The sequence below is a fragment of the Clostridium sp. ATCC BAA-442 genome, from assembly GCF_964239415.1.
Classification (GTDB): domain Bacteria; phylum Bacillota; class Clostridia; order Oscillospirales; family Oscillospiraceae; genus Flavonifractor; species Flavonifractor plautii.
The window spans coordinates 18,454-34,069 of the sequence record NZ_CAXSQB010000035.1 but is presented as its reverse complement, the minus strand read 5'-3'; the positions used below and the strand labels follow the sequence as shown (position 1 = coordinate 34,069).

The following is a 15,616-nucleotide window of genomic DNA, read 5'->3' as shown; positions in this document are numbered from 1 at the left end:
GGAGGGGGGCGGCCTGCTCGGAGAGCACCTCCCGCATGAGCTTGGCCCAGGTGGCGAAGGGAAAGAGGGCAGTATCCACCGCGCTGGTGGAGAAGTCATAGGGGAGGGCCGGCGTGGGCGGGGCCGGCACGGACAGGGTGCGGGCCGGAGCGGGAGAGCGGTGCTCCTCCTGTACGGCCTGAACAAAAAAGCCCCGCTTGGGCTCCGAGCGGAGGTAGCCCTCCGCCAGAAGCTGGCCGTAGGCCCCCTCCACCGTTACCACGCTGATTTTCAGGTGGGCTGCCAGCGCCCGCTTGGAGGGCAGGCGCTCTCCGGCGGCGAGACGGCCCGCCTCGATCTCCCCCCGGATATAGCGGTAGAGCTGTTCGTAGAGGGGGCGGCGCTGGCTGCTGTCCAAAATAGGCGTAAACATGGAGACACCTCCAAACTGACCTGATTATTCTTGTTAATTATCGTATCATGAACCGGGCCAAAGCGCAAGAGGGGCGGCAAAGTCCATCGAAAACCGTCCCACAATAAAAAATATAGCCCGCCCTGCAGCCGTATGAAAGGCCACGCCACGGACATACTGAACACAGATTCAGTCGGTCAAAGGGAGGCAGCGGCCATGCAGGGAAAGGTAGAGATCTGCGGTGTCAACACATCTAAGCTGAAGGTCCTCAAGAATGAGGAGACCATGGAGCTGCTGCGCCGCACCAAGGAGGGGGACATGGAGGCCCGGGAGCAGCTCATCGCGGGCAACCTCCGCTTGGTCCTTTCGGTGATCCAGAAGTTCTCCAACCGGGGAGAGAATCTGGACGACCTGTTCCAGGTTGGGTGCATCGGTCTTATAAAGGCCATCGACAACTTCAATACCGACCTGGACGTGCGCTTCTCCACCTACGGCGTACCCATGATTATCGGGGAGATCCGCCGCTACCTGAGGGACAACTCCTCCGTCCGGGTGTCCCGCTCCATGCGGGACACGGCCTATAGGGTGCTCCAGGCTAAGGAGAAATTCATCAGCGAGCACCAGCGGGAGCCCAGCATCGAGGAGATCGCCAAGCTGCTGGAGCTCAAGCGGGAGGACGTGGTCTTTGCCCTGGACGCCATTCTGGACCCGGTCTCCCTCTATGAGCCGGTGTACTCCGACGGTGGGGACACCATCTGTGTCATGGACCAGGTGAAGGACTCAAAGAATACCGACGAGAGCTGGCTGGAGCACATCGCCCTCAAGGAGGCCATGAACCGCCTCTCCGACCGGGAGCGGCACATCCTCAACCTGCGCTTCTTCGAGGGCAAGACCCAAATGGAGGTCTCCGCCGAGGTGGGCATCTCTCAGGCCCAGGTCTCCCGCCTGGAAAAGAGCGCCATTAACCAGATTAAGAAAAATCTGTAGGTGGAAAAGGCGCTCTTTTCCAGCGCCGCAGGTGCGGCGCGCAAGCGTTTTGTGAAGCAAACCTTGCCCCGGCGGAATTTACTTCCGCCGGGGAAGAATAAAATCCGGGCCCCATCCGCCGCATGTGCGGATGGGAGAAAGAGCACCATTAACCAGATTAAGAAAAATCTGTAGGTGGGAAAGGCGCTCTTTTCCAGCGCCGCCCCGGCGGAAAGGCAGGGAGCAGGGAAAATCTCATAAAAAGAGGCAGCAAACTGCCAACCCCCGTACGGAACTATTTTCCGGGCGGGGGTTGGCAGTTTTGCTCCTTTCATGGTAAAATGGGACAGAAAAATGACGAAAGGGGTTCTTTTTTATGAGCTTTACCCTGCCGCAGTACCATGAGCCCGACTTCCAGGAGACCCGGTTCCAGAGCGCGCCGGAGGCCCGGTTTGAGCCGGCCCCCAAGGATGGGGTGGCTCCAGAGGGCTACCACGCCACCACCATCTATCCGGAGTATTTCAAGGTGGGGGGTCGGTGGCTGCTGGCTGAGGAGAGCCGCATGGACTGCGTGGCCGCCCTGCGGGACGGGAAGATCGCCGCGGTGGAGTTTCGCAACCTGAAGGCCGGCGAGCCGGTGGCGGTGGGCCGCACGGAGGACGCCTCCGAGGGCATCTATGTCTATCCCTTCGGCTTTGCCGAGGAGAAGGGGGAGGCGGAGACCTTTGCATTCCGCCAGGGCCGCTCCCGGGAGACCGCGTACTCCATGGACTACGACTCCATCTATGAGCTGCTCCGCCACGAGAAGGAGCATGGCCGCATCCTGTGGGTGATGGGGCCTGCCTGTGCCTTCGATCACGACGCCCGGGCGGCTTTCGCCGCCCTGGTGCGGGGCGGGTATGTTCACGGCCTGCTGGCGGGCAACGCACTGGCCACCCACGATCTGGAGGCCAGCTACCTCGGCACCGCCCTGGGCCAGGACATCTACACACAGAAGAGTATGCCCAACGGCCACTATAACCACATCGATACCCTCAACGCCATCCGCCTGTGCGGCTCCACCGCCGCCTTCGTGGAGGCGGGCAAGGCGAAGGACGGCATTATCTGCGAGTGCGTGCGCAACCACATTCCTTACGTGCTGGTGGGCTCCGTCCGGGATGACGGCCCTCTGCCCGAGGTCTATGGAAACGTGTACGAAGGGCAGGACGCCATGCGCACCCTGGTACGGGAGGCCACCACGGTCATCTGCATGGCCTCCACCCTCCATACCGTAGCCACCGGCAACATGACCCCCTCCTACCGGGTGGTGGACGGGGTGGTGCGACCGGTGTATTTCTATTCGGTGGACATCTCGGAGTTTGCGGTGAACAAGCTCCGCGACCGGGGCAGCCTGTCGGTGCGCACCATTGTCACCAACGTGCAGGACTTTGTGGTCAATGTCTGCAAGGGCGTACTGTAACCGAACAAACGGCTTGGGGGCCGGGCTGAATGCCCGGCTCCCACGCCGTTTGTGTCAGATCAGCCCCAGCGTGCGGAGCAGATAGAGCCAGAGGGTGAGGGTAAGGATGCTGAAAAAGGTGGTGAGCATCACCGTACTGGCGGTGAGGGTGCCCTCATGCCCCATGCTGCGGGCCATGACGAAGCTGCTGACGGTGGTGGGGCTGGCCAGCATGGCCAGGGCGGCCACCAGCTTGTCGTCCCGTACTCCCATGGCCACGGCGATGGGGAGAAAGAGGGCGGCCAGAAGCACCAGCTTCACGGCGGTGGCGGCGAAGGCGGGCTTCCAGCGGCCCAGGGCCTTCTTCAGATCGAAGGAGGCGCCCAGGGCCATGAGGCCCAGGGGGGTGGCGGTAGCGGAGAGGCTGGACACCGTTTTTTGCAGAATCTGAGGCTGGGGGATGTCCAGCAGCGTCCACACCAGACCGGCGGCGATACCCAGGATGATGGGGTTCGTGACAATACCCTTGAGGGCTTTCTTTAACGCGGCCCGGTTGAGGCCGCTCTGCTGGGGACTGGTGAGGGAGAGCACCATCACCGCCGCCACGTTGTAGAGGGGGACCGCGCCGATGATCACCAGGCTGGCCGCCCCAGCGGTGCCGTAGAGATTCTCCAGAAAGGCGGCCCCAAGCAGAGCGATGCTGCTGCGGTAGCCCACCTGGATGAATTCCCCCCGCAGGGGGCGCTCCCGGCAGAACAAGCTGAGGGCTGCGGTCAGAAGGATGGAGCCCAGGGTGGCCAGAAAGCAGAAGAGCACAAAGGGGCCGTCCCACACGGTGAAGAAGTCGGATTCCACCAGATCCTTGAAGAGCATGACCGGCAGCCCCACCTTGAAGACGAAATCGTTGAGCTTGTCCGCAAAGGCCTGGCTGAAAAAGCCCAGCCTGCGGAACACCAGACCCAGCAGCATCAGCAGAAAGATGGGGGCGGTGGCGTTGAGGCAGTAGGCCAGATTCTCCAGCATGGAATTCTCCTCCCGGCATGGTCGTTTTCTCTATTATAGACGCATTGTTCCGGCAGTGCAAGAAAGTTACCGGCAGGTAAGCGGGTATAGGACGGGCCGGGCGGCACATAGAGTGTGCCGAAGGGGGAGTGTGCCATGGAGTGCCGGGTTTCGGAGCTGCGGTATAAGGAGATTATCAATGTGTCCGACGGCAGCCGCTACGGCTGGGTGGGGGATGTGGAGGTGGATCTGGATAGCGGGCAGGTCCGGGCGCTGGTGGTGCCGGGGCGCCTGCGGCTGTTTGGCCTGCTGGGCCGGGAGGAGGACCGGGTCTTTCCCTGGGAGGCGGTGCGCCGCTTCGGCGCGGACACCATTCTGGTGGAGACACCTCCCCTCAGCCGCCTGGGCAAGGGGAATTGAGGTTGCCAGGAGAGGGGGGGACGTGGTATACTACTACTTTAGAGTATAGAAACAGGAGGGAAATCCCATGTGCGGTATTGTCGGATTTGTCGGACGGGAGGAGGCCGCCCCCATTCTGCTGGACGGCCTCTCCCGGTTGGAATATCGGGGCTATGACTCCGCGGGCATCGCGGTTTACGGCAGGCGGGAGGGCCTGCAGGTGGTCAAGGCTAAGGGCCGTCTCCAGGTACTCCAAGATCTGGTACAGGGGGGCAGGACGGTCCACGGGACACTGGGGCTGGGACACACACGCTGGGCCACCCACGGGGAGCCCTCAGATGTCAACTCCCACCCCCAGGTCAGCGAGAGCGGCCGGTTTGCGGTGGTGCACAACGGCATCATCGAGAATTACATGGAGCTGCGGGAGTTTCTTCAGTCGGAGGGGATTACCTTCGTCTCCCAGACGGATACCGAGGTGGTGGCCCAACTGCTGGAACACTACTATGACGGGGATATCCTGGACGCGGTGGTGAAGACACTGAACCGCATCCAGGGGGCCTACGCCCTGGGCATTGTCTGCGCCGACTGCCCCGACCGGCTCATCGCCGCCCGGAAGGACAGCCCTCTCATTCTGGGCTATGGGGAGGGGGCCCACTATCTGGCCTCCGACGTGACCGCCCTCATCAAGTACACCCGGGAGGTGTGCTACCTGGATGACGGGGAGATTGCCGAGCTCACCGCCGACCACCTGTGGGTCTATGACGCCTATCTCCGGCCCGTGGAGAAGGAGCGCTGCCACGTGGACTGGGAGATCTCCGCCGCCGAAAAGGGCGGGTACGAGCACTTCATGGCCAAGGAGATCATGGAGCAGCCCGAGGCATTCCGCAAGACCGTGTTTCCACGCATCCAGGAGGGGCGGGTGGTGCTGGATGAGCTGAACCTGGAGCCGGACTACCTGCGGGAGCTGGACAAGCTCTATGTGATAGCCTGCGGCTCCTCCTACCACGTGGGCATGGCCGCCAAGTATACCCTGGAGCGGCTGCTGCGCAAGCCGGTGGAGGTGACGCTGGCCTCCGAGTTCCGCTACTGCGACCCCATCGTTACCGACAAAACCCTGGTGCTGGTCATCAGCCAGTCCGGCGAGACGGTGGACACCCTGGCCGCCCTGCGGGAGGCCAAGCGCCTGGGAGCCCGGGTGCTCTCTATCGTCAACGTGGTGGGCTCCACGATCGCCCGGGAGAGCGACGACGTGCTCTATACCTGGGCCGGGCCGGAGATCGCCGTGGCCACCACCAAGGCCTTCTCCACCCAGCTTGCGGTGGTGTACCTCATCGGCCTGTACTGCGCCGAGGCCCTAGGCACCCTGGACGAGGCGGAGTACGACCGCATTGTGTCCGAGCTGCTGCTGATCCCCACCAAGCTGGAGCAGATTCTGGACAACCGGGCGGACATCCAGTATTTCGCCTCCCTCTACTTCAACCACCCCTCTATCTTCTTCATCGGCCGCAACATCGACTACGCCATCGGCATGGAGGGCTCCCTCAAGCTCAAGGAGATCTCTTACATCCACTCGGAGGCCTACGCGGCCGGCGAGCTCAAGCACGGCACCATCTCCCTCATCGAGCCGGGCACCCTGGTGGTGGCCCTGGCCAGCTATGTCAAGCTCTTTGACAAGACCATGAGCAACGTGGTGGAGGTGAAGAGCCGGGGGGCCGACGTGCTGGGCCTCACCGTGGACGCCCGGGCGGCGGACATGGCCAAGACGGTGGACCACGTGATCCCCGTCCCCGACACCCACCCCCTGCTTCTCCCCTCTCTGGACGTGGTGCCCATGCAGCTCTTTGCCTACTACGTGGCCCTCCAGCGGGGCTGCGACATCGACAAGCCCCGCAACCTGGCCAAGTCGGTGACCGTGGAATGAGGGGGGACGGAATGAAAAGGCTCACTGCTCTGCTCCTGGCCGCGGCGCTGGCCCTGTCCCTGGCGGCCTGCGGGCCGGAGGGCAAAGCGGCGGATACCGTCCGCTACGGCCTATCCAATGCCTGGGACGCTCTGATGCCCTACAACAGCCCCTCGGGGAGCAACTACTCCCGCATCATTTACGACAAGATTTACGACCGCCTGGCCTATGTCCATGCCGACGGCTCCCTGGAGCCCCGCGCGGCGTCCTCCTGGGAGAGCGCCGACGGCGGGACGGCCGCCCTGTTTCACCTGGACGAGCATGCCGCCTTCCACGACGGCACTCCGGTGACGGCGGAGCACTGGGCGGATACCATTGCCCTACTGACCGACCCGGCCTGCCCCACCCTGGGGCGGTCGGCCTTTGCGGTGCTCTCCGGCACCGACGACACCGGCGCGGCGGTGCCGGGGGAGGCCCTGGGAGCGGAGGCGGTGGACAAGTACACCCTGAAGCTCACCTTCAAGACCCCCACCACGCCGGAGGACTTCCTGCTGGACAAGAACCGGGAGTACTACGTTCTGCCCACCCATCTGCTGGAGGGGACAGCGCCGGAGGACGTGATGGAGCTGGCGCTGTGGGACGAGCCTGTTGGCTCCGGCCCCTGCAAATTCGTCTCCGAGACGCCGGGGAGCCAGCTAGTGCTGGAGGCCAACCCGGACTACCAGCTTGGGGCGCCCGGCTTTGACCGGCTGGTGATCACGGTCATTGACAAGTCCAACCTGCTCACCTCCCTGATCGCCGGGGATCTGGACTACTACGCCTTTGGAGGCAACGTGTCCGTGGAGGACGCGGAGGTAGCCCGGGCCGCCGGGCTGGAGGTGCTGGAGGGCACGGTGCCCAACTCCTTCTACGAGCTGATGCTCAACAACGAGACCATCCCCAGCGCCGCGGTGCGCCGGGCCATCGACCTGGCTCTGGACAAGGAGGCCCTGTGCCTCCATACCGCCCAGGGCCTGGGGGAGCCGGCGGCCTCCGATCTGACCCCGGGGACGGGGTATGACAGCGGCCTGACCTGGGCCAGGGACGTAGACGGGGCGAAGGCCCTGCTGGCCGAGGGAGGATACGACGGGCGCACCTACACCCTGGCCTGCACCGCCAACCGCTCCGGCCTGGCCGCCCTGATGCAGCAGGAGCTGGCGGAGGCGGGCATCACTGTCACCATCGAGACGGTGGACTCGGCCACCCTGTTCGCTGGCATGGCGGACGGCAAGTACGACATGGCCATCGCCAGCCACACCCCCGGCGCCCTGCCCCTGTGGTTCACCGAGAGCCGCTTTACCGCCGACAACAACCTGTTCCACGTGGCGGAGCTGACGCCCTACACCCAGGCCATCGCCGCCGTCAAGGGGGCGGCAGAGCACGACGAGCGGCAGGCGCGGGTGGAGGAGCTCCAGGCCCTGCTGGCCGGGGAGCGCCCCTTCATCCCCCTGTGGTTTGGGCGGACGCTCCACGTCCAGTCCCCCACGGTGGACGGCATCGACTACCCCTCATCCGCCTTCTCCAACGAGAACGTGTGGGACTGGGTGTACCGGGGCTGACGGAACCGAACAAATGAGAAAACCTCCGTAGGGCCGTACCATCCGGCCCGTGGCGCCCACGGGCGGCCGGAAGTGCAGGAGGAAGAAGATGGGACGCTATTTCCGCCGCCGTCTGCTGACGGCGATCCCCGTGTTTTTCGGGATTACCTTTCTGGTTTTTGTACTTTTAAGTCTCTCGCCCGCCGATGTTACCGACTTGGGAGAGGGGGCCTCCGGCGGTGCCCAGCAGGCCGCGCTGGAGGAGGCTCTGGGGCTGGACAAGCCCCTGCCCGTGCGCTATCTGGCGTGGCTGGGGGGGCTGCTCCGGGGGGAGCTGGGACAGTCCTACCTGAGCGGCCGGCCGGTGGCCGGCATGCTGGCCCAGCGGGTGGGGCCGTCCCTGCTGCTGACCGGCACCGGAGTGCTACTGGCCATTCTGCTGGCCCTCCCCCTGGGTATTCTGGCGGCCTGGCGGCCCCGCTCGGGCTGGGATCGGGCGGCCTCCGCCCTGAGCCTGGTGAGCTTCGGCGTGCCCGGCTTTTTCCTGTGCCTGGTGGGGGTGCTCATCTTCTCGGTGCTCTTGGGCTGGCTGCCCTCCCAGGGCATGTATGAGTACGGCGTGTTCACCGGCGTGGGGGATGTCCTGCGCCACCTGGCCCTCCCGGCCGGGGTGGTGTGTGTCAGCGGCCTGGGGGAGCTGGTCAAGCAGACCCGCTCCGCCTGCCTGGAGTCCCTGGGGGAGGACTACATCCTCACCGCCCGGGCCAAGGGCCTGGGGGAGCGGGCCGTCATGGTGCGCCACGCCTTCCGGGGGGCGCTGACCCCGGTGCTCACCACCGTGCTGGGGCACATCCCCCACATCATCGGCGGCTCAGTGGTGGTGGAGCAGGTGTTCGGCTGGCCGGGCATGGGCAGCCTGCTCTTCTGGGGCATTGAGAACCGGGACTATCCGGTGGTCATGGGGGTGACGGTGGTCATCGCCCTGGCGGTGCTCCTGACCAACCTGCTCCTGGATCTGGCCTACGGGCTGGCCGATCCCCGGGTGCGCTATGGGAGGGGGTAGGCCGGTGGAGCGTTGTATGCTGTCCCGGAGCCCCTGGGAGCGGTTCCGGAGCGACCGGCGGGCCGTGGCCTGCTTGCTGATTCTGTGCGCCGAGCTGCTGGCGGTGCTGCTCCTGCCCCCGCTGCTGGGGCTGGAGCCCAACGCCAGCGATCTGGAGGCGGGCTTCTGGGCGCCCCCCTCCGCCGCCCATCCCCTGGGCACCGACGACGTGGGCCGGGATCTCCTGGCCCGCCTGCTCTGCGGGGGGCGGGTGTCCCTGCTCATCGGCCTGTGCTCCGCCGCCCTCAGCGCCCTGGTGGGGATTCCCCTGGGCCTTCTGGCAGGCTACCGCCGGGGGGCCTGGGAGTTCTGCCTCATGCGGCTGGCCGACGTGTTTCAGAGCTTCCCCAGCATTGTGCTGGTGCTCTGCCTGGTGTCCCTGGTGGGGCCGTCCGCCCTCAATCTGGTGCTGGTGCTGGGCCTGCTGGGTTGGACGGGCATCGCCCGGCTGGTGTACGGCAATACCCTCTCGGTCCGGGAGAAGGAGTACGTGCTGGCAGCCCGCGCCCTGGGGGGGCGGACGGGGCGGATTCTGCGGAGCAATGTGCTGCCCAACGTGATCGCGCCGGTGTGGTGCGCCCTCCCCCTGCGGGCGGGGCGGGCCATCCTCTCCGAATCCAGCCTGAGCTTTCTGGGGGTGGGTATCCGCACGCCCCAGGCGTCCTGGGGCAACCTGATCCAGTACGCCGCCAGCCTGCCTGTCCTCACCGGGCGGCCGTGGGTGTGGGTGCCGCCGGGGCTGTGCATCATCCTGACCGTGCTGTGCCTTCAGGGCATTGGCGACGGTCTGCGGGACGCGCTGGACCCCAGATATGGCGGACACAGGGGGAAATAGCAGGATTTTCTTTTCAACACGGCCTGTTTTGTGCTATAATCAATTCAACAGAACGAAGCGGCCCCGGTCATTCGGACTGGGGCCGCCTGTTTTATTTGTGAGAGGGGGCTTTCATGGAATCAATTCTGTTACTTTGTGCGGTGGTCATTGTCATCTGCATCGTCGCCAGCCGCCTGTCTCAGCGCCTGGGTGTGCCCGCCCTGCTGCTGTTTCTGGCGTTGGGAATGTTGTTCGGCTCGGATGGGCTGTTCCGCATCCCGTTTGATAACTTTGAGGCGGCGGAGCGTATCTGCTCCGTAGCGCTGATTTTCATCATGTTCTACGGTGGTTTCGGTACCCGCTGGGAGGCGGCCCGGCCGGCGGCGGCCCGGGCGGTGGTGCTGTCCACCCTGGGCGTGGCGGTCACCGCGCTGCTCACAGCGCTGTTCTGCCACTTGGCACTGGGTTTTTCTGCTCTGGAGAGCTTTCTGACCGGGGCGGTTATCAGTTCCACGGACGCCGCGTCGGTGTTTTCCATCCTCCGCTCCAAGAAGCTGGGCCTGAGGAACCACACCGCCTCCCTGCTGGAGGTGGAGAGCGGCAGCAACGACCCGGCCTCCTATATGCTGACGGTGATCGCCCTCTCCCTGATGGGGGTGGGCGGCGGCGGGGCAATCCCGTGGATGATTTTTGCGCAGGTTGTCTTTGGACTGGGCCTTGGGGCGGCGGTGGCGGGGCTGTCCATTCTGGTGCTCCGCAGGCTCACTCTCTCCGACGGGCTGGATACTATTTTCGTGGTGGCTGCGGCCCTGCTCTCCTTTGCCCTGCCCGCCGTGGTGGGGGGGAACGGCTACCTGGGGGCCTATCTGGCGGGCATCCTGATCGGAAACGCCAAAATTCCCCATAAGGCGGCCCTGGTCCACTTTTTCGACGGACTTACGGGCCTGGCGCAGATTTTGATCTTTTTCCTGCTTGGGCTGCTCTCCTTCCCACGGCAGCTCCCGGCGGTTTTTCTCCCGGCTTTGGCCATTATGGTGTTTCTCACCTTTGTGGCCCGGCCCGCTGCGGTCTTCCTGCTGCTGGCCCCCTTCCGCTGCGGGGTACGGCAGTGTCTGCTGGTGTCCTGGGCGGGGCTGCGGGGCGCGGCATCTATCGTGTTTGCCATCATGGCAGTGGCCAGCGGGGCCGCCATCGGCTACGACCTCTTTCACATCGTGTTCTGCATTGCCCTGCTCTCGGTGGCGGTGCAGGGTTCACTACTGCCTCTGGCGGCGCGGAAGCTGGACATGGTGGACAGTGCTGAGAGCGTCAGCCGTACCTTCAACGACTACCAGGACCAGCGGCAGCTCCACCTGACCCGCTTCCCTATCGGCGCGGGCCACCCGTGGGTGGGGCGGACCATCGGGGAGTGTGAGCTGCCCGCCGACGCGCTGGTGGTGATGCTCCGGCGGGGCAGCGAGAATGTGATTCCAAACGGAGATACCGCAATCCAGGCAGGGGATCTTATGGTGCTCAGCACGCCGCTCTATGAAGACGATGACGGGGTCAGCCTGCGGGAGGTGCCTGTGGCGGAGCACGGGGACTGGATTGGGAGGCCGATCAAGGAGCTGGGTATCCCGGCGGAGGTACTTATCGTCCTGGTACGCCGTGCCGACGGCACCACTGTAGTGCCCAAGGGCGGGACGGTTCTCCGGCAGGGGGATATGCTGGTGGTCAATGAGTGGGAGGAGGTATAGCCATCCATGGGCCAGCGGGGCCTGCAAAACCGGCGGAGTGATTACATAGATACCATAGATGGAGGCGGACAACGGTGGCAAGAACCATTGATCTGGAGGAACGGAAACAATTTCGCGTGCTGCTCAACCCGGTACGCCAGGATATCATTCACCTGCTGCGGCGGGCGGGACGGCCCATGACGGCCAACACCGTGGCGGAGAAAATGCTGCTCTCACCCAGCGCGGCCCAGAGCCACCTGAACAAGCTGGAGGAGCTGGGCGTGGTGGAGCTGGGAGTATGTACGGCGCCGGACGGCCGGCAGGCGACCTATTACCGGCTGGCCGATGTGGAGATCCGGCTCTGCCTGGGCCGGAAGGACGGTTTTCAGGGGGAGCGGGAGGCGCTGGCCGCCCAACTGGTGGACGGCACCTTCCGGGGCGTGCTGCACGCCGCCAGCCAGTGCGGCGAGCCGGAACAGCAGGAGGATCTCCAGTTCCTATTCGGCGCGCTCCATCTCAAACCGGAGGAGCGGGCGGAGCTGCTGGGACTGATTGACGGCTACCTCCGCACCCACAGCGTGCCTGAGGGGGGCGTGGAGCACTGGGAGTATGTGCTCATGGCCTACCGGGCGGACGAGGAATAGAAAAAGGAGGCCTGCGGCTTTACCGCAGGCCTCCTTTGTATGTTTAAAAGTGTTGCGCCCCTTTGCGGTATTCGATGTGGAGCTGTCCCCGGCCCAGGGGGATGTCCAGAGCGGAGGGCCGGGGGGACGGGGCGCTGGAGGCCCAGGCGGTGTCCCGCACCAGGGCGTCCATGCGGAAGACGGACAGGAGCACCCCGGCCAGGGCGGCGTCCACCAACAGGAAGAAGACGCCGTAGGACAGGAAGGGGAGGGAGAGCACGCCCAGCGGCCACCAGCCCAGGTTATAGAGCCAGTAGATGGCCGCCTGGAGGAACAGGGGAAGGAAGGCCGACAGGGCGAGGAGCTTGCCCGTGCGGCTGTGGAGGGCGCGGATGCGCCGGAGCAGCAGGGCGGCAAAGAGGACGATCAGCCCGGCGGCGGCCCAGAACACCCACCGGCCCAGGCCCTGGGCGGCCTCCGCCAGCAGGAGCTCCGGGGAGGAGCCTACAGAAAGGGAGGGCAATTCCCCCATGCGCAGTCGCTCGTAAAACAGGTCGGGCCCCAGGAAAGCGCCTATGCGCCAAGCGGCGTACTCCAGGTGCCGCAGGAAGTACAAGGGGATGGCCAGAGCGGGCCCCAGGGCGGCGAGCAGATTCCACCGCCGCTTTCCCCGGAACCAGCCCAGCCCCACGGCCGCCAGGAGTACCAGCAGCATACTGGCCGCGCTGACCAGCCAGGAGGCGGAACTGGGAGCCAGCCAGGCGGAGAGGGGCAGCGCCAGGGCGGCGGCCCCGCAGAGCAGGACGGCAAGCGGCCCTTTGCCCCGCAGGGAGACCACAAGGGCGGCGTAGGGGACGGGGAGGAGCAGAGTGGAATAGAGCGCAAGCTGATAACCGGGATAGGAGTAGAAGGGGAGAAGTGGAGTGCAGAGAATAGGACCCAGACAGAGAAGGAGCAGCGCCGCCGCCGGAGCCCATTTCCGCCGCAGAAGGAGGGTGTAGTCGGAAAACCAGAGTCCGGTCAAAACCCCGGCGGCCAGCAGCAGGCCCAAAACCTGCCGCCGGAAGTAGAAGACGTCCTTGGCGTCCCCCATGAGCCCGGCGGCGAAGAGCTGGAGCAGCACGCCCGCGGCAAAGAGGGCCGCCACAGTGATCGCCAGCCCCCAGCGGTTCCGGGGGCGGTGAAGGCGGTCCAGCTCCCGGCCCACCGCCTCCGGCTCTCCCATCTCGGCTACCGCGCCGGACAGGGCGTCTTCGGGGCTCCGGCCCTCCGCCTCAAAGGCGGCGGCCTGATCGGCAATATGGTCGGACAGCTCCCGCAGGAGAACCCGCCGGGCCCGCCGCCATCGGATCTGACCGCCCACCGTCTCCAGATATTCGTTCACGCACTCACGCACCACAGGGATTCCCTCCCTCCAGCACGCCGCGCACCGCGTCGGCGTAGGCGTACCAGCCCGCCTGCTGTTCAGCCAGGGCGGCCCGGCCGTCCCGGGTGATGGCGTAATAGCGCCGGGTGCGGCCATTGGCAACCCCGTCGCTGGAGGTTACCCAGCCCTGGGCCTCCAGGGAGTGGAGCAGGGGATAGAGGGTACCCGCCTTGAGGTGGAACACCTCGTTGGAGCGCGCCCGCAGGGCCTCGATCATCTCATAGCCGTACATGTCCCGGCCCTCCAGCAGGGCCAGCAGCAGCATGCCCATGCCGCCCGGAGCGGTGCGGTCATTTGCCATATTCCTCACCTCATAGATAGATTATCTATGTATAGTATAGATAGATTGTCTATCTATGTCAAGGAAATCTTCAATAGAGCTGGGATGGGCGTCCGGAGCCGCAGGCAAAAAGCAGCCCCCTCCGACCGGAGGGGGCTGTGCCACTGCTTCAGGAGAGGAGGTTGACCACCACCATCACTGCGCCCAGGATGGTGAGCACCACGCCGGTGACCCGGTTAAGGGCCTTGGCGGAAGCCCGGTTAGCAAAGACGGCGGCAATTCTGGCGCCCAGAAGCGTGACCACCACACACACCGTCAGGGCAAATACATCCAGCCCGCCGCCGATGGCCACGTGGGAGACCGCGCCGGCGAAAGCGGTGAAGGTCATGATGAACACACTGGTACCCACGGCGGTCTTGAGTTCATAGCCCAGCACGGAGGTGAGCACCAGAAGCATCATCATGCCGCCGCCAGCGCCGATAAAGCCGCAGATGAAGCCCACCACGCTGCCGCAGGCCAGGGACTCCGCGATGCGGCGCCCGCGGCTCTTATGGGCGGAGCTCTCCTTGGTGGTCATCACGGGACGCACAATGAATTTGATGCCCAACAGCAGGGTCATGAACACGGAGAAGCCGCCCATGGTGGCGTTGGGCACCAGGGAGGCGGCCCAGCTTCCGATCAGGGTGAATACCAGCACCGCCGCCAGCATGACCAGCCCATTGCGGATATCCAGATTCCTATTTTTGCCGTAGGTATAGGCCGAGGCCGCTGAGGCCAGCACGTCGGAGGCCAGAGAGATGGCCACCGCCTGATAGGCGGGAAAGCCCAGGAAGGTGATGAGCATGGGGGAGATGACGGCGGCGGCGGACAGGCCCGCCAGGCCGGTTCCGATGCCGGCCCCCAGGCCGGCGACGACGCAGACGATGAACTTGACGAGCATGGCGTGGCCTCCTTTGTATACCTAATTTATTATAATGCGAAATATTATGTTGTCAAGAATTCCTTTACAGGCCGGCGTCCGCTGCCGTATAATGGGAGCAGCAAGGAAGTGAACCGACATGAAAACTGGAATCGTTCTGGAGGGCGGCGCGGTGCGCACCATTTTCTCCACCGGCGTCTGCGACGCCCTGCTGACGCGGGATCTGCTGCCGGATTATGTCATCGGCGTCTCAGCCGGGATTGCCTATGGCGTCAGCTATGTGTCCAAGCAGAGCCGCCGCAACCTGGACATTATGGTAAGCTATATCAACGACAAGCGGTATATGGGCTTCGGCAACCTACTCCGGCGGGACAACCGGGCCTATTTTGGCCTGGATTTCGTCTTTGGTACCATACCAAACGAGTTGATTCCCTTCGACTATGACACGTTTGCCGCTTATCCCGGCGAGGTGGAGGCGGTAGTCACTAACATGGACACTGGAAAGGCGGAGTATTTTCCGGTGGAGCGCCGGGATGACCGGTTTAAGCTATTGCAGGCCACCTGCGCCCTGCCGTTCCTCTTCCCTGTTTTCGATATCCAGGGTAAGCCGTGTATGGACGGCGGAGCGGCCGACGCTATCCCCTATGAGCGGGCGCTGGAGAGGGGGTGCGAGCGGGTGATCGTGGTGCTGACCCGGGAGCGGAGCTACGTCCGACGGCCAGAAAAGCTCCAGCCCCTCATCGACGCGGCCTACCGGAAGTACCCCAGGTTCTGCGATACCTTGCGCCGCCGGGCGGACGCCTACAACACCTCCCGGGAGCGGCTGTTTCAGCTTGAGAGGGAGGGGCGGGCCCTCCTGTTCGCCCCCCACAGCACGGAGGGCTTTCACCGCACCGAAAAGGACGTGGAGAAGATTCGGGCGCTGTGGAAGGACGGCTATGACGAGGGCATGGAGCGGCTGGACGAGGTGCAGGCCTTCCTGAGCGGCTCCTGAGCTTACAAGAAGCGGGGGGGGGGGGGGGGGGGGGGGGGGGGGGGGGGGGGGGGGGGGGGGGGGGGGGGGG

General features: G+C 64.9%; 15 protein-coding genes. 10 read left to right on the top strand and 5 right to left on the bottom strand.

Translation table 11 applies throughout. The features are described from left to right. Positions 1-412, bottom strand: a 412-nt coding sequence (locus ACESY8_RS13945; protein ID WP_498794784.1) for a GntR family transcriptional regulator, incomplete at its 3' end; no start/stop codon positions are given. 195 nt (positions 413-607) lie between these two features. Here ACESY8_RS13945 and sigG point away from each other — a divergent pair. Together sigG and ACESY8_RS13935 are read left to right on the top strand one after the other, a co-directional pair. Then, complete coding sequence (gene sigG / locus ACESY8_RS13940; RefSeq protein WP_009260383.1) at positions 608-1,378, top strand: RNA polymerase sporulation sigma factor SigG; 771 nt, start codon at positions 608-610, stop codon at positions 1,376-1,378. A gap of 355 nt (positions 1,379-1,733) precedes the next feature. Beyond that, the gene (locus ACESY8_RS13935) at positions 1,734-2,816 is read left to right on the top strand and encodes a putative NPN-dependent ornithine cyclodeaminase (protein ID WP_434307697.1); all 1,083 of its coding nucleotides are present in this window, start codon (positions 1,734-1,736) and stop codon (positions 2,814-2,816) included. 54 nt (positions 2,817-2,870) lie between these two features. On the opposite strand, the gene ACESY8_RS13930 is transcribed toward ACESY8_RS13935, so the two are convergent. Further along, complete coding sequence (locus tag ACESY8_RS13930) at positions 2,871-3,818, bottom strand: AEC family transporter (protein WP_087360834.1); 948 nt, start codon at positions 3,816-3,818, stop codon at positions 2,871-2,873. Positions 3,819-3,953: 135 nt separating this feature from the next. Here ACESY8_RS13930 and ACESY8_RS13925 point away from each other — a divergent pair, with 135 nt between their 5' ends. From ACESY8_RS13925 to ACESY8_RS13895, 7 genes are all read left to right on the top strand, one after another. Continuing rightward, a complete protein-coding gene (locus ACESY8_RS13925) occupies positions 3,954-4,217 on the top strand; it encodes a YlmC/YmxH family sporulation protein (protein WP_024724376.1) in 264 nt (87 codons plus the stop codon). 67 nt (positions 4,218-4,284) lie between these two features. Continuing rightward, positions 4,285-6,117: a glutamine--fructose-6-phosphate transaminase (isomerizing) gene (glmS, locus tag ACESY8_RS13920; protein ID WP_021629846.1), complete on the top strand. Its 1,833-nt coding sequence runs from the start codon at positions 4,285-4,287 to the stop codon at positions 6,115-6,117. A gap of 11 nt (positions 6,118-6,128) precedes the next feature. Further along, the gene (locus ACESY8_RS13915; protein ID WP_434307696.1) at positions 6,129-7,694 is read left to right on the top strand and encodes an ABC transporter substrate-binding protein; all 1,566 of its coding nucleotides are present in this window, start codon (positions 6,129-6,131) and stop codon (positions 7,692-7,694) included. Positions 7,695-7,782: 88 nt separating this feature from the next. Beyond that, a complete protein-coding gene (locus ACESY8_RS13910) occupies positions 7,783-8,736 on the top strand; it encodes an ABC transporter permease (protein ID WP_054338589.1) in 954 nt (317 codons plus the stop codon). Between the two features lie 4 nt (positions 8,737-8,740). Next, entirely contained in the window at positions 8,741-9,610 is an 870-nt protein-coding gene (locus ACESY8_RS13905; RefSeq protein ID WP_311163620.1) for an ABC transporter permease, read from the top strand. A gap of 113 nt (positions 9,611-9,723) precedes the next feature. Then, positions 9,724-11,325: a potassium/proton antiporter gene (locus ACESY8_RS13900; RefSeq protein WP_204682133.1), complete on the top strand. Its 1,602-nt coding sequence runs from the start codon at positions 9,724-9,726 to the stop codon at positions 11,323-11,325. 74 nt (positions 11,326-11,399) lie between these two features. Further along, positions 11,400-11,948 (top strand): ArsR/SmtB family transcription factor, encoded by a 549-nt coding sequence (locus tag ACESY8_RS13895; protein ID WP_007487939.1) that lies wholly within the window; start codon positions 11,400-11,402, stop codon positions 11,946-11,948. A 43-nt stretch (positions 11,949-11,991) separates the two neighbouring features. Here ACESY8_RS13895 and ACESY8_RS13890 read toward each other — a convergent pair whose 3' ends face one another. The 3 genes from ACESY8_RS13890 to ACESY8_RS13880 all read right to left on the bottom strand — a co-directional run bounded on the left by ACESY8_RS13890 (position 11,992) and on the right by ACESY8_RS13880 (position 14,573). After that, positions 11,992-13,326 carry a permease prefix domain 1-containing protein gene (locus tag ACESY8_RS13890; protein ID WP_054338588.1) on the bottom strand — a complete coding sequence of 445 codons (1,335 nt, stop codon included), beginning with the start codon at positions 13,324-13,326 and terminating at the stop codon, positions 11,992-11,994. After that, complete coding sequence (locus tag ACESY8_RS13885) at positions 13,316-13,654, bottom strand: PadR family transcriptional regulator (protein WP_007487941.1); 339 nt, start codon at positions 13,652-13,654, stop codon at positions 13,316-13,318. The genes ACESY8_RS13890 and ACESY8_RS13885 overlap by 11 nt, the downstream gene beginning before the upstream one ends. Positions 13,655-13,802: 148 nt before the next feature. Beyond that, positions 13,803-14,573 carry a sulfite exporter TauE/SafE family protein gene (locus tag ACESY8_RS13880; protein ID WP_054338587.1) on the bottom strand — a complete coding sequence of 257 codons (771 nt, stop codon included), beginning with the start codon at positions 14,571-14,573 and terminating at the stop codon, positions 13,803-13,805. A gap of 118 nt (positions 14,574-14,691) precedes the next feature. Between ACESY8_RS13880 and ACESY8_RS13875 the strand changes: the two genes are divergently transcribed. Beyond that, positions 14,692-15,546 carry a patatin-like phospholipase family protein gene (locus tag ACESY8_RS13875; RefSeq protein WP_054338586.1) on the top strand — a complete coding sequence of 285 codons (855 nt, stop codon included), beginning with the start codon at positions 14,692-14,694 and terminating at the stop codon, positions 15,544-15,546. Positions 15,547-15,616: the final 70 nt, after the last annotated feature.